The organism is Pseudomonas sp. L13, from assembly GCF_009935965.1.
In the GTDB taxonomy this organism is placed as follows: Bacteria; Pseudomonadota; Gammaproteobacteria; order Pseudomonadales; family Pseudomonadaceae; genus Aquipseudomonas; species Aquipseudomonas lactis.
Genome location: NZ_QODJ01000094.1, coordinates 1 through 16,031, shown reverse-complemented (window position 1 = coordinate 16,031; position 16,031 = coordinate 1). Strand labels below are relative to the sequence as shown.

18 protein-coding genes are annotated in these 16,031 nt (G+C 61.6%); 8 read left to right on the top strand and 10 right to left on the bottom strand.

The window, feature by feature from the left end; genetic code table 11:
- Positions 1–112: 112 nt before the first annotated feature.
- Positions 113–592, bottom strand: coding sequence for a GNAT family N-acetyltransferase (locus DK871_RS27140; protein WP_003193496.1), 480 nt, complete (start codon positions 590–592; stop codon positions 113–115).
- A gap of 188 nt (positions 593–780) precedes the next feature.
- Here DK871_RS27140 and DK871_RS27135 point away from each other — a divergent pair, with 188 nt between their 5' ends.
- The 4 genes from DK871_RS27135 to DK871_RS27120 all read left to right on the top strand — a co-directional run bounded on the left by DK871_RS27135 (position 781) and on the right by DK871_RS27120 (position 3,148).
- Positions 781–1,977 (top strand): MFS transporter, encoded by a 1,197-nt coding sequence (locus tag DK871_RS27135; protein WP_161907323.1) that lies wholly within the window; start codon positions 781–783, stop codon positions 1,975–1,977.
- Between the two features lie 85 nt (positions 1,978–2,062).
- Positions 2,063–2,401 carry a hypothetical protein gene (locus tag DK871_RS27130; RefSeq protein WP_161907322.1) on the top strand — a complete coding sequence of 113 codons (339 nt, stop codon included), beginning with the start codon at positions 2,063–2,065 and terminating at the stop codon, positions 2,399–2,401.
- A 51-nt stretch (positions 2,402–2,452) separates the two neighbouring features.
- On the top strand, positions 2,453–2,719 hold the full coding sequence (locus tag DK871_RS27125) for a hypothetical protein (protein WP_032895690.1): 267 nt from the start codon (positions 2,453–2,455) through the stop codon (positions 2,717–2,719).
- 48 nt (positions 2,720–2,767) lie between these two features.
- A complete protein-coding gene (locus DK871_RS27120) occupies positions 2,768–3,148 on the top strand; it encodes a Rho termination factor N-terminal domain-containing protein (protein WP_161907321.1) in 381 nt (126 codons plus the stop codon).
- Positions 3,149–3,203: 55 nt separating this feature from the next.
- Here the strand turns inward: DK871_RS27120 and DK871_RS27115 are convergent, their stop codons facing one another.
- The 8 genes from DK871_RS27115 to DK871_RS28715 all read right to left on the bottom strand — a co-directional run bounded on the left by DK871_RS27115 (position 3,204) and on the right by DK871_RS28715 (position 9,393).
- A complete protein-coding gene (locus DK871_RS27115; protein ID WP_161907320.1) occupies positions 3,204–4,115 on the bottom strand; it encodes a PfkB family carbohydrate kinase in 912 nt (303 codons plus the stop codon).
- Positions 4,108–5,574, bottom strand: a complete 1,467-nt coding sequence (locus DK871_RS27110; RefSeq protein WP_161907319.1) for a cytosine permease — start codon at positions 5,572–5,574, stop codon at positions 4,108–4,110. The genes DK871_RS27115 and DK871_RS27110 overlap by 8 nt, the downstream gene beginning before the upstream one ends.
- A 188-nt stretch (positions 5,575–5,762) precedes the next feature.
- Positions 5,763–6,764 carry an ADP-ribosylglycohydrolase family protein gene (locus DK871_RS27105; RefSeq protein WP_161907318.1) on the bottom strand — a complete coding sequence of 334 codons (1,002 nt, stop codon included), beginning with the start codon at positions 6,762–6,764 and terminating at the stop codon, positions 5,763–5,765.
- Entirely contained in the window at positions 6,761–7,474 is a 714-nt protein-coding gene (locus DK871_RS27100; RefSeq protein WP_161907317.1) for a GntR family transcriptional regulator, read from the bottom strand. Before DK871_RS27100 ends, DK871_RS27105 begins: the two co-directional genes overlap by 4 nt.
- A gap of 70 nt (positions 7,475–7,544) precedes the next feature.
- Positions 7,545–8,105 carry a DUF1285 domain-containing protein gene (locus DK871_RS27095; RefSeq protein ID WP_161907316.1) on the bottom strand — a complete coding sequence of 187 codons (561 nt, stop codon included), beginning with the start codon at positions 8,103–8,105 and terminating at the stop codon, positions 7,545–7,547.
- Positions 8,106–8,120: 15 nt separating this feature from the next.
- Positions 8,121–8,726, bottom strand: a complete 606-nt coding sequence (locus DK871_RS27090) for a DUF4823 domain-containing protein (protein ID WP_003193513.1) — start codon at positions 8,724–8,726, stop codon at positions 8,121–8,123.
- 245 nt (positions 8,727–8,971) lie between these two features.
- Positions 8,972–9,088, bottom strand: a complete 117-nt coding sequence (gene ccoM / locus DK871_RS29510) for a cytochrome c oxidase subunit CcoM (protein WP_019817835.1) — start codon at positions 9,086–9,088, stop codon at positions 8,972–8,974.
- A gap of 143 nt (positions 9,089–9,231) precedes the next feature.
- Positions 9,232–9,393, bottom strand: a complete 162-nt coding sequence (locus DK871_RS28715; protein ID WP_003193515.1) for a hypothetical protein — start codon at positions 9,391–9,393, stop codon at positions 9,232–9,234.
- A gap of 133 nt (positions 9,394–9,526) precedes the next feature.
- Here DK871_RS28715 and DK871_RS27085 point away from each other — a divergent pair, with 133 nt between their 5' ends.
- The 3 genes from DK871_RS27085 to DK871_RS27075 all read left to right on the top strand — a co-directional run bounded on the left by DK871_RS27085 (position 9,527) and on the right by DK871_RS27075 (position 12,139).
- The gene (locus DK871_RS27085) at positions 9,527–10,399 is read left to right on the top strand and encodes a LysR substrate-binding domain-containing protein (protein WP_161907315.1); all 873 of its coding nucleotides are present in this window, start codon (positions 9,527–9,529) and stop codon (positions 10,397–10,399) included.
- Positions 10,400–10,490: 91 nt separating this feature from the next.
- Positions 10,491–10,961, top strand: coding sequence for a RidA family protein (locus tag DK871_RS27080; protein WP_161907314.1), 471 nt, complete (start codon positions 10,491–10,493; stop codon positions 10,959–10,961).
- The gene (locus DK871_RS27075) at positions 10,958–12,139 is read left to right on the top strand and encodes an aminotransferase class V-fold PLP-dependent enzyme (RefSeq protein ID WP_161907313.1); all 1,182 of its coding nucleotides are present in this window, start codon (positions 10,958–10,960) and stop codon (positions 12,137–12,139) included. Before DK871_RS27080 ends, DK871_RS27075 begins: the two co-directional genes overlap by 4 nt.
- Here the strand turns inward: DK871_RS27075 and DK871_RS27070 are convergent.
- Positions 12,136–12,477, bottom strand: coding sequence for an aspartate-semialdehyde dehydrogenase (locus DK871_RS27070; RefSeq protein WP_161907312.1), 342 nt, complete (start codon positions 12,475–12,477; stop codon positions 12,136–12,138). The two genes, DK871_RS27075 and DK871_RS27070, sit on opposite strands and share 4 nt — an antisense overlap.
- A gap of 219 nt (positions 12,478–12,696) precedes the next feature.
- Here DK871_RS27070 and rapA point away from each other — a divergent pair, with 219 nt between their 5' ends.
- The gene (gene rapA, locus DK871_RS27065) at positions 12,697–15,543 is read left to right on the top strand and encodes an RNA polymerase-associated protein RapA (RefSeq protein ID WP_161907311.1); all 2,847 of its coding nucleotides are present in this window, start codon (positions 12,697–12,699) and stop codon (positions 15,541–15,543) included.
- The last annotated feature ends 488 nt before the right edge of the window (positions 15,544–16,031 follow it).

Here is a 16,031-nt window from a genome sequence, read left to right as displayed (position 1 = left end):
GGGCTTGCTCGCGAATGCGGTGTATCAGTCAGCACATGCTTTAACTGACACACCGCATTCGCGAGCAAGCCCGCTCCCACACTGGATCTTGGGCGCCTACAGAAATAAGGCTTCAGCCCAGGGCGAAGTCGCGCAGGGCATCACCTTCCATGCGATAACGCACCCATTCTTCCTGAGGCTGGGCGCCGATGGATTTGTAGAAGGCAATCGCGGGCTCGTTCCAGTCCAGCACGCTCCACTCAAAGCGCCCGCAACCGTTGTCGCAGGCGATCTTGGCCAGGTGACGCAGCAACTTCTTGCCGGCGCCACCGCCACGTTGTTCCGGGTTGATATACAGGTCCTCCAGGTACAGGCAGTTACTGCCCAACCACGTGGAGTAGCTGAAAAAGAACACCGCAAAACCAATCGGCAATCCATCGCGCAAGCAGATCAGGCCATGGGCCGTGGCACCTTCGCTGAACAGGCTGCGTTCGATGTCCACCACGCTGGCGATCACTTCATGCCGGGCTTTCTCGTACTCGGCCAGCTCAGTGATAAAGGTCAGGATTTGCGCAGCATCGCTGGGCACGGCGGGGCGAATCTCGATGGTCATGGGCGAGCCTTGGGCAAATTCAAAGGCCACATACTAAGACGGTTTGATGGCCGTTTGCAGTGCAATTGATGCCAATCAGCACGTTTCACTCCGGCGCGGGGAGATGCAAGCATCAGCAACCACAGAACTAAGCCGATGGGCGCCCATGGTAAACAATGAGCATAAATCCAACGATCTGAGACTTGCTCATGCACGCAACGCCACCCGTGGGCGCGAAGACATTCGCGCTGTTCTGCCTCGCCAGCTTCCTGCTGTCGCTGTCTTACGGCTCGACCTTTTTGTTGTCACTGCTGATCCATGCCCGTGGCGGTAATGAACACGACGCCGGCAGTGTCATTGCCACGGCGATGCTCAGCACCTTTGTAGCGGTCGTGTTTTCCGGGCACCTGGCAGATGCGCTGGGCGCAGCGCGAGCAATTGCGAGCACCGGCCTATTGTTGGTGGTGGCCTGCCTGGGGTTTGCCCTGACGCCAGGGTTTGGCCAAGGCTTGATGCTGTTTGGATTGTCCCTTGGCTTGGGCTGGGGCGTGTTCTATACCTTGGGCCCGATCATCGTGACGCTGCTGGTGGAACCGCGCCAGCGGGCCAAATATTTCGCCTTGCTCTCGGGCAGTATGTTGAGCGGCATAGGTTCCGGCCCTTTGCTGGGACGCGCCGCCACTGCGCTGGACCTGCCCCTGACCACCGCGTTCTATATCGCCGGGCTCGCCAGCCTCGCCGGGGTAGTGATGTTCTGGCGCATGGGCTCCCGGTTGCGACAGCACGCGAATATGCCAACCGCCAGGATTTCCTGGCGCGCAAGCCGCCGCATACTGTCTTCCAAGGCGGCGTTCGCCATCCTGATGGTCGGCCTGGGTGGCTGCGTATTCGGGGGGCTGTCTTCGTTCCAGACCAGCTATGCCGTGGCCCATAAGCTGGACTATTCACTGTTCTTCGCGGGCTTCCTGACAGCAGCAATCACCAGCCGCTTGTTAATCGCCGGCTTCGTGGTCAAGCGCGATGCGTACCAGGCAGCCTGTGTGTTATCGGGGGTGATGTTCGGCGCGATCGCGCTGTTCGCGTTTGGTGTGAGCGGTAACCTCAGTTATGTGCTCGCCGCCGCCACGCTAGGGATCGGGTATGGCCTGACGTATTCAGTGATTAACGGCCTGGTGGCCAACGAAGCGCCCAGCGGCACCACTTCCCAGGCGTTGTTGCTGTTCAGCCTGGCGTACTTTATCGGCGTCTTCGGGTTTCCCTGGCTCGCAGGCAAGATCATCGTCGACTTCGGCCTTGCCACAATGATGCTGAGCGTACTGGTGATCGCGGCACTTAACTGGGCGATCACGGTGGCGCGCTTGATAGCGCGCCGAGTATCGGCACATAAAGTGATACAGGTGAGCTGATACCGTTCGTCGCCATCCCGGCACGATCGGCAATCGCGGGCAGACCAATACAGGGTAAGGACATTAATCATATGGAGACACCCTGATGAAAAATTCCAACTTTGCTGCCCTCGCCCTCACCGGCCTGTTGTCTGCCGCGTCCCTGAGCGCCTTCGCGGCCAGCTCGACCACTGGCCCTACCGACCCGACGCCGGACGCCACCACCGAGTCGCAAAAATCCATGGGCACCGGCATGGACACCAACGGTGGCGCGATCATCGACAACGGTGCCGACCCACGCACCAAAGGCAACGATACCCAGCGCCAGGCACCGGCGGCCGTGGGCAACGGCAAGATGGGCCCAGGCACGAGCAACAATGAGCCCAAGATCAACAAGGGCGACGACTCGAACATCCCGGGCGCGCAGAAACAACCAGCGCCTTGATGCACCCTTGGTACGACCTACACCCGACCATTTCCCCGTGAAGAGGTACGCATGAACGTCGATAGAAACCTTGAAAAAGAAGTCCTCACCCGCCTGTTGCACGCTCACCCGCAAGGCTTGGGCAAGGAGGTGCTGGACAATTACCGCGGTGAAAAAGAGGTCGCCAGTGTCTTGGCGTTCCTGCAGGACCGCGGGCTGATCAAGGATGGGCATGTGACCACTGACGACGCCGGCGAATACGCGTTGAACCTGCCGATCAAGCTCACCGCTTCTGGTGTGGATGAAGCGCGCAAGCTCGACGCCCAAAGTACTCAGTAATCCATTTCTGGACTGGCCCCGCGACTGGGGCCAGAAGGAGTTTTAGCGATGCCTCGTGGAAGCAAAGCCAAATACACCGACGAACAGAAACGCAAGGCCGCTCATATCGAAGACAGTTATGAGCACAAGGGGTTGCCCAAGGACGAAGCCGAAGCCCGTGCCTGGGCCACCGTGAACAAACAGTCCGGCGGCGGTGAAAAAGCCGGCGGATCAGGCCGGCGCAAGGCACCCGCCAAGAAGACCCAGGACCGGCAGGAATCAGCCAAGCGCGCCGCTGCCAGCCGTGAAGGCCACCCGCGCAGCAGTCGCGCTTCATTGGGTACGCAGACCAAGGAAAGCTTGATGAAAGAGGCGCGGGAAAAGAATATTTCAGGACGCTCGACCATGCGTAAAGACGAGTTGATCCAAGCCCTGAAAAAAGCAGGCTAAACGCAGAACCCATTGTGGGAGCGGGCTTGCTCACTCCCACATTTTTGAGCTTCGTTTATTGAGTCACTAATGCATCGACCTCATCAGTGCCTGGGGAAGTCGCCGGCCCCCAGCGGGTTACCGCCAATGCCGCCGCTGCGTTCGCTCGACGCGCCGCCTCAACCGGTTTCAAGCCCTTCGCCAACCCGGCAATAAATACTCCAGCATGTGCATCCCCCGCGCCATTGCTGTCCACGGCCTGAACCTTGAATCCAGGGACATGCTCGATCTGACCCCCTCGCCCTACCCAGCAACCCTTTGGCCCATCGCGCACAACCAGCAGTGCCTGCAAGTGCTGATTGAGCATGGGCAGCGCCTGACTCATATCCGCAGCCCCGGTAAACGCCAGGGCTTCAGGGCCATTGCTGGTCCAGATGTCGATACGCGGCAACAACGCGCGCATCAACGCCGAGTCCGGCGCCTTGACCAGCGGGCCTGGGTCGAACACCACCACGATCTCTCGCGGCAGCGCCAGCAGCCAGTCGAGCAACGGCTGCGCTTTACGTTCAAGCAGTAAGCTGTAGCCACTGACGTAAACGTAGTCATCGACATGCGGGACGATCTGAGCCAAATCGTCGGCGCTCAGCTCACCCTCAGCGCCGAGATGGGAGATGAAGGTGCGCTCGGTGCTCGCTTCAGTCAGGGACACGCACAACCCGGTGTCTTTGCCAGCGCTGGCCGCCAAGGCCATTTCAATACCCTCGGCCTGCATCGCGGCACGCGCCAGCTCGCCAAAGCGTCCCTCGCCATGGCGGCCCAGGTAAATCACCGGCAACCCATTGCGCCGCGCCGCAGCCATTACGTTGAAACCGCCACCCACTTGAAAACTGGCGGAGTTGGCCAGCACGTCACCGCCGCTTGCCGGCAGGGTGTCGAGGCCCATGACCAGGTCAACAATGACCTGGCCGGTGTGCAGCAATCTAGACATTGGCGCTCTCGACTAAAGCCGGACGACGGTCAGACGCCCCGCCCAATACTGCATATATTCCGCCCGCTACCAGGAAGGTTACGATCCAGCCCAGGCCGTTGTGGCCCAGCCAGGAGTCGGACAGCGGCCCGGCAAACCAGATGTTTTCGGCGGTGGTGCCAATGGTGGTAAAGCAAAAACCCAGCACAATGGCTACCGCCCAGGCGCCAAATGCGCGCCACTCCACGCCGCCGCGATACCAGTAGGCACTGTTGGGGCTGACGTCCAGCAGGTCGGTGGGGCTGTAGTAATGCCGGTGAATCAAGTCGACCACGAAGATCCCGACCCACGCCGTGATCGGCACCGCCAGCAGCGAAATGAAGGTGATGAACGGGCCATAGAAGCTGTCGGCGATCAGCATGAAGTAGATGGAGCCGGCAAAAATCGCCACGATATCGACGATCACCGCATGCACGCGCTTGACCTTCAAGCCCAGGGTCAAGGTAGTCAGACCGGCCGAATACACCGACAGGTTGTTCGACAGCAACAGCCCGCCGAACGCGGTGATCAGGTATGGCACGGCCATCCAGGTCGGCAGCATGTCGCGGATCGCGATGATGGGGTCGGTGGCCGACGCCAGGTCATTGTTGCCCACCGACAACAGGCCGCCGAGGGTGATCAACAGCACCAGCGGGATGCCTGCGCCAAACGCAGCGGAGGCCACCAGGCGCACGGCCTTGACGCTGCGGTGCTGGTAACGCGACATGTCTGCACCGGCGTTGGCCCAACCGATACCGGTACCGGCAGCCATGGTGCCCACGCCAATGATCATCGCGCTCAACGGCGCCGGGGTGGCGTTGAACACCGCGCTCCAGTCGATGGTGGCGCACAGAAAGCCGCCCACCAGAATGTTCAAGCCGCCGAAGACGTAGGTCGCCCACTTCTGGATCACCAGCAACGTGGCGTGGCCCAGGCCCGATACGGCCAGGGTCAGCAGCACGAAGATGGCAATGAAGATCAGGGTGAGCACCGGCGCGCTTTTCGCCTCCACTGCCGAGCCGAACAGGATGGAGCTTAACGACAACAACACGAAGGCTGCGGTGGTGGTGTTGACGGTTTCCCAACCCAGGCGCGACATCAGCGACACCAAGGTCGGGCCGATATTGCCGCGCACCCCGAAGATGGCGCGGGACAAAGTCAGGCTGGGCGCGCGACCACGGCGGCCGGCGATGGAGATAATGCCCACCACGGCAAAGGAGCCCGCGGCGCCGAGGATCGCGACGATGATCGCCTGCCAGATGGCCAGGCCACGAAACGCCACCAGCGTCGCGCCGAGGGGCAAACCGAGGATGCTGATATTGGCGGCGAACCATACCCAGAACAGTTGCAGCGGATGGCCGTTGCACTCGCCTTCCGGGACCGGCTCGATGCCGCGTGTTTCCAATTGCCCAGCGCTTTGGCCGGAAGAAGGGCTGCTCATGAAAGGGTGCTCCTGGTGCCTGTATTGTTGTGGTTGTGGCAGCGAGTCGAATCTTTATCCGGTCTTCCTGACCCAACGCTTTTTAATGTGGGAGCTGGCTTGCCTGCGATTGCGGTGGGTCAACCAGCCCCGCAGCCACTGGAAAACCGCTATCGCAGGCAAGCCAGCTCCCACAGTTAGTTCCGTGTTTATCGCAAGGCCAATAACCCCTGGACCAGCGGCTGCAAGTCCAGGCCATTGACCCGTTTGACCTGCTCAACCAACGCCTCAGGCCAGCACTGCATGCCCAGGCACGCCCCCAGCATGGCGCCGAGGATCGCGGCAATGGTGTCGGTGTCGCCGCCCAGGCTGGCTGCCAGGCACAGGGCCTCGAAGGCGTTCATGTCGCCCGATGCCACTTGCTGCGCCAGGGCAAACGACACCACTACCGATTCCTGGGAAGCCACCGAAGTACCAATCAACTCGTAAAGCAGGTCGGCAAACAACGCTTTATCGCCGCTGCCGACGCTCAAGGTGCGAGCCCAACTGATGCGGGTAGAAATGCGCCCGCCCGCGATCCAGTGACCATGGCTTTCGGCCTGTCTGGCAATCTGGGTCCCGATATTCAGGGCTTCCCCCAGGTCCACCCCGTTGATGCCGGCCGAGACCACTGCCGCCACGGCCGCAGCGCTGGAAATGCCCAGGCGGGTGTTATGGGTGACCTGGCACGCCTGGATCACCGCCTGGATAAACCGCCCCGGGTCGCCGACATCGGCGGCGATGCCCACCGGGGTGATGCGCATGGCCGCGCCATTGGTGGTGCCGTAGCGCCCGGATTCTTCCGGGGTATGGCCGGCGAGGATCATGTCGATCGCGCGCTTGGTGGACGGCCCGAGCAAGTCCTGAGAGCCCTTGGCGCGCATGCCTGCCTCCCAATCGATCAAGCGTTGGGCAAGCACAGCGGGCTCGATCTGGCCCTGGCCTTGCACCAGTAACTCGGCGACCAGAATGGCTTGCTCGGTGTCATCGGTGATGGAACCGGCAGGCATGTTGGGTGCAATGGGTTGGTCGGCGTCGGCGTCTTCCAGCGCGGTGATGGCACCGAAGCGCTTTTGTACCTGCTCGCGGCTCAAGGATTGGGTGGGCATGCCCAAAGCATCGCCCAGGGCCAGGCCATAGAAGGCGCCAAGGGCGCGATTTTCGCGGGTCATTTCGACGCTCCAAACGGCAGATGCAGGCGAAAGTGCAGCGGGTCGAGCAGGCTTTCGACATGCTCCATGAAACGCTCGCGACGATCATAGGTGGTGCGCGAAGCCTTGAGAAATACTGTGCCGCTGGGACGCCCGAGTAATTCGGCATCTTCATCAGTCAGCGGCTCGGCACCGATCCACTGATCGCCCTCGGCCCCGACGTAGCCGTAGGCGGCCAGGGTGATGGTCAAGGAGTTGTCGATCAGGCCAATGCGCGGCAGGCTTTCCAGGTCGCCAACGGCCGGCATCAGCGAGCGTTCCAGGGACACCGCTGTGCCGTCTGCGGTGCGCCGCAGGCGATCAAGGGTAATGAACTGGTCGGTGCCGAAACGGCTGAACAGATCCGGGCGCGTGACGGCCTCGAAACGCAGGATGTCGGTGCTTACCTGGGCGCCCGTATCGGCCAAGGCCTGGGCCCAGCCGCTGCGTTGGTCCAGCACCATGCCGTCAAAGGTGACGATCGAGCCGACCCCACTCTGGGTAGCGATGTAGTTGCGACGCTTGAGCTCGGCCAGCGCCTCACGCAGCGTGCCACGGCTGACCGCAAATTCCTCGGCCAGTTGATGCTCGCCCGGCAACAGGAAGCCGTCGGCCATGACCCCACCCTCGATACGGCGGATGAGTTCGTCGACGACGCGTTTTTTCTTATCAAATCGAACATGTCTAATCATGTACAAATTGATAACCGAAAGCGCGCGTTTACCGCAAGAGGATTATTTCAGGCTGAAGACAAAAACCGCCTCAGGGCTCCAGGCCGATGGGGAAAAACTCCCCGCTGCTCCATACGCCAAGCCAGTTCTGACCGTTGATCGGACGGCTCACGGCCAGCTCCACCAACTGGTAAAAAGCGTTGCGATGCACGAGGGCTTCAAGATTGGTGCGAACGCGCACGTAGGGTGCGGGTTCCTGGGTGACGGGGTCGATCACCACCCGTAGCGGGTGTTCGAGGCCTGCCTCGACCTGTTCATCGACGTTGGTGGTAAAGCGCAAAACCTGGGTTTCGCCCTGCCCTTGCACGTCCAGGGTCACGGCGACAAAGGGCGCATCATCGACCTGGATGCCGACCTTCTCCACGGGTGTCACCAGAAAATAATCATCGCCATCGCGGCGGATGATGTTGGAGAACAGCTTGACCATCGGCTTTCGCCCTATGGGCGTGCCTTGGTAGAACCAGGTGCCATCGCGGGCGATGCGCATGTCGATATTACCGCAGAAATCCGGGTTCCACAGATGCACCGGTGCCGGCCCCTTGCCCTTGGGCAGTTGGGCCAACAAATCATTGGCCTTGGCGGAATCGGTCATGACGGGCTCCTCTGTTTACTGATTGCTCATACCCAGTAAACCGCGGGCATATTGCGCCAGGGGACGGGCAATCAAATCTTGTGGCGATGTGTCGTGGAACGTCAGTAAACCGCCACGACTGCGAATACGTGCAGTATCAATCAAATACTGGGTGCTGGTCTCGATCAACATGACCTGGATTACCCCACTGTCCAGGCCAAGGCGGTCCAGAGCTTGTTGGTCGGTCCACTCGTCGGCGTTGCCGATACGGTCATCGGCTGCCGCAAAGCGGCAATACAGCAGGTAGTGAGCACCGGCGTCGCGAGCTTCGGCCATGGCCTGTTCCAGCCCTTCCGGCTGGCGGGCGCGACGCACCATGGGGAAATATTCGACGAAGCCATTGAATGCTTCCTCGGCCACCACATTGGGCCGCGGGTAGGCGCTGCCCGGCGGCACGAAGGCGCCTTGGGCGATAAACACAAAGGAGTCCGGCTGTATGCGCACCGAGGCAGTACGCCGCGTATCGCTGTGGTCGAGCAGCCCGGCATCGCTCATCTGATAGCGGGTGCCTTCGGCCATATCACTGACGGTCATACAACCGCCCAGGGCCAATGACGCCAGCAGCAAAACCAGACTACGCATCCTAATCCTCCAGAAGCCGGTGACAGGAAACCGGCGAATGGGGCGTGGGATGCAGGTTCTACGCCAGTTCGAGCAGCGCATGGCAAATGTGGGGCTTGCCTGCGATGCGCATAGGTACCTACACAACGTCGGTACGACGCTGGACCTGTGGCGAGGGAGCTCTTCATCCATCAATCAACAGCCAAAAAAAAAGGGCGACCGAAGTCGCCCAAAATGCCTTGCGTGCTCATGTAACCCGGAAAGACTTAAGGTTTTTTACGCTTGTTCGCATCTTTCCAGATAAAAAATCCAAACCCTACAAAAAACAGCACCATGAGGCTGACAGTCAGCACTCCGGCAAAAACCACATTATCGAAAAACATGACCGGCCTCCTGCACTTGCCCTGTTGCGATAGGGCTAAGTTAATGGAGAAGGCGCAGTGGGAAATTGACCAGGATCAATGTCGCCCACAACGGGGCGTAAAGAAGGGGAATAACTGACCTGCATCAACGGATGCAGGGTGTTTCAACGCTTTTTCGGTTTGTTCTTGGGCTTTTTCTTGGGTTTGCCCAGGGGCATGGCTTGTTCAAAGGCTTGGCGCACTTCATTCAAGCGTTTGTCATTGAGGTCGTGCACGCGCTTGGCGCGTTCGGCGTTCAGGTCGATCAGCTTGTCGTCATCACTCATGGCTTGGCTTACGTCGTGGCGGGAATGCCTCAATAATGCGGCCTGCCCCGCCCGACGGCAATTAAGCGGGCGACAAAATGCAGGCCATCGACCAGAATCGGCGCTTTCTACCCTGCCCAGGAGGCGCATCCAGGTGGCCTTGCACAACGACCTTCCGCCACTGTTGGCCCTGCGCGCCTTCGAAGCCGTGGCGCGGCACTTGAGTTTTATCAAGGCGGCGCACGAGTTGTCGGTGACCCAAAGTGCCCTAAGCCACCAGGTGCATAAGCTTGAACACCACTTGGGCAAACCGCTGTTTATCCGGCGTACCCGTGCGATTGACCTGACGTTGGCCGGGCAAGCGTACTACGAGCAGATCCGCCCTGCCCTGGACGCTATCGCCGCAGCGACGCGCAACCAACGGGGTGCGCCCAGCGCCAGTGTGTTGCGTATCGGCTTGCTGGCGTCCTTTGCCACGCTATGGCTGGCGCCGCGCCTGGCCGAGTTTCTACAGCGCTACCCGCACATCCAGGTGGAGTTGCTGCCCGCGATTCAATTGGCCAATGTCGCCACGGCCGAGGTTGACCTGGCCATCCGCTACGGCAAGGGCGACTGGCCCGACGTGCACGCCACGCGCCTGATGGCCGAAACCCTGTCACCGGTATGCAGCCCTGCATTCAAAGCCCGGCAGGTCGCCGGTGGCGCGTTGTTGATGGCGACCTCCCACCGCCCTTTCGAGTGGACCGATTGGTCCGCCCATTACCAAGTCAATCTCGATCACCACCCCCGCGTGATGCTGCATGACTACAACATCGTGGTCGAAGCGACCGTGGCCGGCCAGGGGATCGCCATGGGCCGCCATCGCCTGATCGAACGCAGGCTCCAGGACGGCAGCCTGGTGGAGGCCTTTGACTGGCCGCCCTTTCACAGCGACATCGGCTATTGGTTGATCGCCCCCCGGGGCCCGCTCAGTGAGGCGGCTGAATGCTTCAGCCAGTGGCTGAAGCAGGCGTGTGCCGACGCGTGAGTTTTTTCGATACGTCGAGTGAGATCTATCCGTTTGTCGCCCCTCGCCATCGCCAACATGCTGGAGCCTTCTGACACCAGAGGGTTTCACCATGACCGACTCCATCCGCCAGCGCGTACACGCCCTCGGCCTGACATTGCCCACGCCCAGCCAACCCGCGGCCAACTACATCAATCATGTGATCAGCCAGCATCAACTGTTCATCTCCGGGCAAATTCCCATGCTCGATGGCAAACCCGTCTACATTGGCCGGCTGGGCGATTCTCTCAGCGATGAAGATGGCGCCCAAGCGGCAGAACTGGCGGCGCTGGGCCTGCTGGGGCAATTGAGCGATGCGCTGGGCGATGACCTGTCGCGGGTGGTGCGCATCCTGCGTCTGGGCGTGTTCATTGCCAGCAGCGCCGATTTCCAGCGCCAAAGCCTGGTCGCCAATGGCGCCTCGAACCTGCTGGTCAACGCCCTCGGCGCTAAGGGCCAACACGTGCGCACCGCGGTAGGGGTCAGCAGTTTGCCGGCTGGCGTCGCCGTGGAGGTGGATGCCATTTTCGAGCTGCAGCCATGAGCCCGCTGCAAGTGCAGCACTTGCGAGAAGCCACGCCCGGTTGCCAGTCGGGCATCGTGCACTTCAACCACGCCGGGGCGTCTTTGCCCAGTCAGGCGACGCTCGACGCCGTCATCGAACAGTTGCAACGCGAAGCACGCGACGGCCCGATGGAGGCCGCAGAACAGGGTGCCGTCTTAGTGGAAAAGGCCCGCCGCGCCGCCGGGCACCTGCTCAATGCGCCCGCCTCAGCGATTGCCTTCGCCAGCAGTGGCTCCACGGCCTGGAGCATGGCCTTCCAGGCGCTGGGGCCATGGCAGCCGGGCGATCGAATTCTTGTGGGGCGCCACGAATGGGGCGGTAACCTGGCGAGCATGGAACTGGCCGTTCAAGCTGGCGCGCGGGTGGAGGTCATCCCGTGCGATGCCAGCGGCGCCGCCTGCCCGGTAGCACTGGAGGCGATGCTCGATGCCAAGGTGAAGCTGATCGACCTCACCTGGCTGCCGGCCAACGGTGGTTTGATCAACCCGGCCCAGGCCATCGGCGACGTGGCCAGGCGGCATGCCATCCCCTACTTCATCGACGCGGGCCAAGCCGTCGGCCAAGTGCCGGTGGATGTGCAAGCCTTGCAGTGCGATGTGCTCAAGTCTGCCGGCCGCAAACACCTGCGCGGGCCTCGCGGTACCGCACTGCTGTATATACGGCCGGAGTTTCTCCAGCACCTGAACCCGGCCCAACGCGACGTGTTTTCAGCGCCCTGGACCGCCGAAGGCTTCGACCTGCGCAACGACGCGCGACGCTTTGAAACCAGCGAAGTGTCCTTCGCGCTGCTGGCCGGCCTGGGCAACGCGTTGCACGAGATCAATCAACTGGGAATTGAGCGGGTATGGCAAAGGGTCTCGCAGACCAGCGCGCGAATCCGCGAAGCACTGCGTCAGATACCGGGGATTACCTTGCATGACTTGGGCAGCACGCATTCAGGCTTGATTGCGTTCAACCTGGCCGGTTGGGATAGCTTTGAACTCAAGCAACGCCTGGGATTAAAGCGCATCAACATCGGCGCCAATGGCGTGGCCTACACCCCGCTGGACATGCAAGCGCGTGGGTTGAGCAGCGTTGCGCGCATCTCTGCCAGCCCGCTCAACACCGATGACGAGATTGAGTTGCTGGCGAAGGCCTTGCGCGAACTGAAGGGTTAAACCTCGATATCCACCCACAGGCCCTGGCGCGGCGCGTCTTCGATCAGCGGCGCCACGGGCACGGTGTTGTCAGCGTTGAGCACATCGCCGGGAATCGGCAAATGCTGCTGCGTGTCGTCGTCGGCTTCACGCCGGCGTTTCTGCTGCTCCTGCTGGCGCCGCTGCTCTTCGCGCAACAGAAAGGTCGATTGCTCGGCATCGCCTTTTTTCAGGTCGATCGTGCTCTCGTTGGAGCCCGCTTGAACGGGCACCACCGGCGGAATATCCGGCTTCTGGCGTGCCGGGTCGAGTTGCGACGTGACCGGCACAACACTGACGGGCAGCATGGGTGGCAGCATGATAATTATTCTCCTGATCAACAGGCTGTCGGCGGGTGGCAGGGCGACTTGAGCACCCGCGTGCCAAGCTGTGACTCAGTCGACACTCTCAAGTGCCCGCCATCCGTCGATTCAATTTCCGCCTGCCCGTCCAAACAGCGTAGTTTTTGTCAGAGTTCTTGGGCGCCGGGCCGTGTTCCGTTAACATAGTCGGCTTTTTCACGGCGGGAGTCAGGCAGCATGGCGCAGCAGTATCAACCGGGGCAACGCTGGATTAGTGACAGCGAAGCAGAGCTGGGGTTAGGCACCGTTCTGGCACAGGACGGCCGCTTGTTGACCGTGCTCTATCCGGCCACTGGCGACACGCGCCAGTATGCGCTACGGAATGCGCCCCTCACTCGCGTGAGGTTTTCGCCGGGTGACACCATCACCCATTTCGAAGGCTGGAAAATGACCGTACAGGAAGTCGACGACGTCGATGGCCTGCTGGTCTACCACGGCCTCAATGGGCAGAACGAGCAGGTCACCCTGCCGGAAACCCAACTGTCCAACTTCATCCAGTTCCGCCTGGCCAGTGACCGTCTGTTCGCCGGGCAGATTGACCCGCTGGCGTGGTTCTCGCTGCGCTACCACACCCTGGAACACACCAGCCGCCAGTTGCAGTCCTCACTGTGGGGCCTGGGTGGCGTACGCGCCCAACCGATTGCCCACCAACTGCACATCGCTCGCGAAGTCGCTGACCGTATCGCGCCACGCGTGTTGCTGGCGGACGAAGTGGGCTTGGGCAAGACCATCGAAGCGGGCCTGGTGATCCATCGCCAACTGCTCTCGGGCCGAGCCAGCCGCGTACTGATCCTGGTCCCGGAAAACCTGCAGCACCAATGGCTGGTGGAAATGCGCCGCCGCTTCAACCTGCAGGTTGCGCTGTTCGATGAAGAGCGCTTTATCGAAAGCGATGCCACCAACCCGTTCGAAGACACCCAGCTTGCACTCGTTGCCCTGGAATGGCTGGTGGACGACGAGAAGGCCCAGGACGCGCTGTTCGCCGCCGGCTGGGACTTGCTGGTGGTCGACGAAGCCCACCACCTGGTGTGGCACGAAGACAAGGCCAGCGCCGAATACTCGCTGGTCGAACAACTGGCCGAAGTGATTCCCGGCGTGCTGCTGCTAACCGCCACCCCGGAACAACTGGGCCAGGACAGCCACTTTGCGCGCCTGCGCCTGCTGGACCCGAACCGCTTCCACGACCTGCAAGCCTTCCGCGCCGAGAGCGAAAACTATCGCCCGGTGGCCGAAGCCGTGCAGGAGCTGCTGGACAAGGGCCGCCTGTCGCCGACCGCGCACAAGACCATTCAAGGCTTCCTCGGCGACGAAGGTGAAGCCCTGCTCACCGCCGTCAACGATGGCGACGCCGAAGCCAGTGCACGCCTGGTCCGTGAGCTGCTGGACCGCCACGGCACCGGCCGCGTGCTGTTTCGCAACACCCGAGCCGCGGTGCAAGGCTTCCCCGAGCGCAAGCTGCACGCCTACCCGCTGCCGAACCCGGACGAATACCTCGAACTGCCCCTGGGCGAACACGCCGAGCTGTACCCGGAAGTCAGCTTCCAGGCGCAACCGGACATCGAGGAAGAGAACCGCTGGTGGCGCTTCGACCCACGGGTCGAGTGGCTGATCGACCAGCTGAAAATGCTCAAGCGCACCAAGGTCCTGGTGATCTGCGCCCACGCCGAAACCGCCATGGACCTGGAAGACGCCCTGCGCGTGCGCTCCGGCATTCCGGCCACGGTGTTCCACGAGGGCATGAACATCCTGGAGCGTGACCGCGCGGCGGCTTATTTTGCCGATGAAGAGTTCGGTGCCCAGGTGCTGATCTGCTCGGAAATCGGCAGTGAAGGCCGCAACTTCCAGTTTTCCCATCACCTGGTGCTGTTCGACCTGCCGTCCCACCCCGACCTGCTGGAACAGCGTATCGGGCGTCTGGACCGGATCGGCCAGAAACACGTGATCGAACTGCACGTACCCTACCTGGAAACCAGCCCGCAAGAGCGTTTGTTCCAGTGGTACCACGAAGCGCTCAATGCCTTCCTCAACACCTGCCCGACCGGCAACGCCTTGCAGCATCAGTTCGGCCCACGCCTGCTGCCCTTGCTGGAAGCGGCCGACGACGGCGAGTGGCAAGCCCTGATCGACGAAGCCCGTGCCGAGCGCGAGCGCCTGGAGCAGGAGCTGCACACCGGTCGCGACCGCTTGCTGGAACTCAATTCCGGCGGCGCCGGCGAAGGCGATGCACTGGTCGAGGACATCCTCGAACAAGACGACCAGTTCGCCCTGCCGATCTACATGGAAACCCTGTTCGACGCGTTCGGCATCGACAGCGAAGACCATTCGGAAAACGCACTGATCCTCAAGCCCAGCGAAAAAATGCTCGACGCCAGCTTCCCCCTGGGCGACGACGAAGGTGTGACCATCACCTACGACCGTAACCAGGCGCTGTCGCGCGAAGACATGCAGTTCATCACCTGGGAGCACCCGATGGTGCAAGGCGGCATGGACCTGGTGCTGTCCGGCTCCATGGGCAACACCGCCGTGGCGCTGATCAAGAACAAGGCACTCAAGCCAGGCACCGTATTGCTTGAGCTGCTGTATGTCAGCGAAGTGGTCGCCCCACGCTCCCTGCAACTGGGCCGCTACCTGCCACCGGCCGCCTTGCGCTGCCTGCTGGATGCCAACGGCAATGACCTGTCGGGCCGCGTGTCGTTCGTGACCTTGAATGACCAGCTGGAAAGCGTGCCACGGGCCAGCGCGAACAAATTCGTGCAGGCGCAGCGCGACCAACTCACACCGCGCATCAACGCCGGCGAAGAGAAGATCGCCCCACGTCACGCCGAACGCGTGGCCGAAGCCAAGCGTCGCCTGGCGGCAGACACCGACGAAGAGCTGGCGCGCCTGACCGCGTTGCAAGCGGTCAACCCGACCGTGCGCGACAGCGAGTTGGTTGCCCTGCGCAACCAACGCGAGCAAGGCCTGGCCATGCTCGATAAAGCCGCGTTGCGACTGGAAGCGATTCGAGTATTGGTGGCGGGTTGATAATCCCCTGAACGTAAAAGGCCCGCGCAATGCGGGCCTTTTTATTGGCCTTGCAGGCCTCATCGCGGCATAGATATCTACACAATTCTGAAGCAATCGACAGTAACCACGATGCGAAGCGAGCCGCTCTTGATCTTGATCTTAAGCGCCCCGTTAAACCACGCTGGCCGAACGCAGGCTTGAATTCGTGGGTAACCCGGCAGGACGCCGGGTTAGCCGCCCCGCGCCATGGATGGCGCGGGGCGGCGGCCCACGGATTCAAGCCTGCGTTCGGGCACACCGAGCCCAAGCGAGGTGCCGAGTGGTGGGGCAAGAGCCCTTTTGGTTACTTTTGGGGCTCTTTTCCAAAAGTGACCCGCTGTCAGAGCGGAACCCTAAGTAGCCGTTACCGCAGCAATGGATATGCACACAGTCCAACTGTGTTGACTGCCAGGCCGCCTTCGCGAGCAAGCCAGCTCCCACAGGTTGATCGCGGGGTGCCAGGTAGA